Source organism: uncultured Vibrio sp. (genome assembly GCF_947488985.1).
Classification (GTDB): domain Bacteria; phylum Pseudomonadota; class Gammaproteobacteria; order Enterobacterales; family Vibrionaceae; genus Vibrio.
Window position 1 is genome coordinate 1 of sequence record NZ_CANLBV010000186.1, and the last position, 2,458, is coordinate 2,458.

General features: G+C 42.4%; 2 protein-coding genes. One reads left to right on the plus strand and one right to left on the minus strand.

The features are described from left to right. The first annotated feature begins 124 nt into the window (after window positions 1-124). Window positions 125-1,054: an SDR family NAD(P)-dependent oxidoreductase gene (locus Q1A70_RS19535; RefSeq protein WP_299695603.1), complete on the plus strand. Its 930-nt coding sequence runs from the start codon at window positions 125-127 to the stop codon at window positions 1,052-1,054. 352 nt (window positions 1,055-1,406) lie between these two features. Here Q1A70_RS19535 and Q1A70_RS19540 read toward each other — a convergent pair whose 3' ends face one another. Further along, the gene (locus Q1A70_RS19540; RefSeq protein WP_299695601.1) at window positions 1,407-2,312 is read right to left on the minus strand and encodes a LysR family transcriptional regulator; all 906 of its coding nucleotides are present in this window, start codon (window positions 2,310-2,312) and stop codon (window positions 1,407-1,409) included. Window positions 2,313-2,458 lie beyond the last annotated feature (146 nt).

A 2,458-nucleotide genomic window follows, 5' to 3' on the forward strand; every position in this document is an offset into this window, starting at 1 on the left:
GCAGGCTCTTTGGCATCTCGAATTAATGATAACTTTCAAGTTCTCAAGCCTGCATCTTCAAGTTGAACGAGTATAAACAGATCTTTCATTACAGCTCTTCTATCTCTGACACTAGGTATTCGATATGACTTATTCTTCAATTTTAATTACCGGCGCAAACTCAGGACTTGGTTTCGAGGCTGCTAAACAGTTCGCTCAAAGAAAAGGCATTTCCAAAATCATTTTGGCATGCCGCAGTGAAGCGCGAGCGCAAGAGGCGCTTCAGAAATTAGAAGATCTCACAGGCAAGAATATTTTCGAAACATTGATTGTCGATGTAAGTGATTTAGAGTCTTGTCGAAATGCGGCAGAAAACCTTAATACCCAAGTCGATGGCATTGTATTGAATGCGGGCGGTGCTGGTGGCTCTGAGCCCACAAAACTGACAAAAGATGGTGTTATTTTTACCTTCGTAGTTAATGTGTTAGGTAATATCCATTTAGCCGAGCGCTTAATGGGGAACGGCAAGCTAAATACAGGCGGTTCGGTGATGTATGTCGCGAGCTTTGCAGCAAGAGGTGCACCTGAGCTTGGCGCGGCGAAACCACCAATTACAGATGGTTCTATTGAAGAGTGGACATCGGTTGTAAATGGAGAAAAATTTGCCAATAACAAGGCTTATACTGACCATTATGGTTCCGTAAAACTTATGGGTGCTCTATGGACGATGAGTATGGCACGTAAACATACGGACTTTAGGTTCGTTACTATTGATCCAGGAATGGCAGCGGGTACGTCTGGTGCTGATGCTTTCCCTTGGTATCAAAAGTGGGCGACCAATGCCACAATGCGAGTTATGCAGCTCTTTGGTAGAGCGCACTCTGTTGAAGTAGGGGCTAAACGTTATATTGACGTAATGCTAAATACAGAGGATTTTGACTCTGGTATTTGGTGGGGAAGTGAAAAAGGACTAACAGGTAAATTGGCAAACCAAGAGACACTCTGGCCTGAGATTATTGGTAATGAGTCAGTCCAAGACAATGCAAATACCGTTATTCATGACTATATAAAGTAGAAGTAATGGCCTGAAAAAATAGCGATACTTCTCATTTTTCAGACGCTGAAATTAGAAAAACCTGAAGGATTTCTAACATAAGCAGCAAGATGCCGATATTGCTCATGACCACTGTAGTCGTGACTGACGACATGAAAAGTAAATTTACCTAAATCGGTCCCAATAAATTTGATTACCAACAGGATGGCACCTCCCAATATTCAGCGACATAGCTGAGTGTAGTGCATGTGTGGGGCATACCATCTTATTAACGTGTCAGCGGCCTTACTCAATTAGTGTTTAACGGATTAATTAGGGTATTGAAAAACTTCTGTTCGAGAGGCGAAGCTCGATTATTCATTACACTCAAGTTTTATCGAACTACTCGAAGTGCTACTTTTAATTTAGGGATCATGAAATCGGTAAAGTAACCCACTAGTGGGTTCTTTACCTTGTTATCCACCCATACAAAATACATACCGGCAGCCTTGGCCTTCCAGTTGGGCAGCACCTCAACTAAGCTGCCGTTATCAAGTTCTTCCTGAATCAGGAACCGCGGCCCCATCGCCAATCCAAAATTGGTCTGCACAATATCTTTAAACGCATTGGCGCCCTTGATAATGATCCCTTTTTTAACAGTGAATTTTTCAGCCTTATTAAGGGCCGTATTGGTCAGTTCGACCGAAGAAAATAACATCTCAGTTCTAACCCAACGGTGGGACTCAAGATCTTTGGGTGTATTGATCGCTGAGTTATTGGCAAGGTAGTGCTGGGTGGCACAGATCACTCGATACACATCCATTACTTTTTTAGCTTTGAGGTTAGAGTCCTCAAGCCAGCCTATCCGCAGTGCTAAATCAATCCCTTCTTCAATTATGTTATGTCTTTGATTATCAAAATTAACTGTTAACTCAATGTGCGGGTACTCAGTGCAGAACTCAGCCAATAGTTTGGGAAACGCCGTATCGATAAGTACTGCGGGTAGGGTGATACAGAGCTTACCGACAATTTCGCCCTCATCTAGGTTAAAGCAATTTAGCCCGGTTTCAGCCCAGTACATCATCTGCTGGCAACTAGGGTATAGCTGTTTGCCATAGTCTGTAAGAGAAAGTTTGCGGGTTGAGCGATAAAAAAGCGGTGTACCTAGGTGCAGCTCTAACTGACTGATATATTGGCTAACAACCGAAGGTGATAGCGATAGCTTGGTTGCCGCTTTACGAAATGATCCCTCGTCAACGACTACAGCAAATACCGTCATCGCTTTTACATGTTCAAACATATCAAATAGCTAACCTTTATTAATCAACTTTTAAAAACAAAGAATTTCTTTAATTGGTATTCTTAAATTACCCCCTCTGGCAGGATAGTTGTCACTGTTAAAATTTACCCAGCATGGGCGGTAATGAGTGAACCTTGTCTCGTATT

What these genes read in the sequence shown, in the direction of transcription:
- Q1A70_RS19540 (WP_299695601.1), bottom strand. Translation starts at nt 2,312, where the DNA reads ATGTTTGAACATGTAAAAGCGATGACGGTATTTGCTGTAGTCGTTGAC.
- Q1A70_RS19535 (WP_299695603.1), top strand. Translation starts at nt 125, where the DNA reads ATGACTTATTCTTCAATTTTAATTACCGGCGCAAACTCAGGACTTGGT.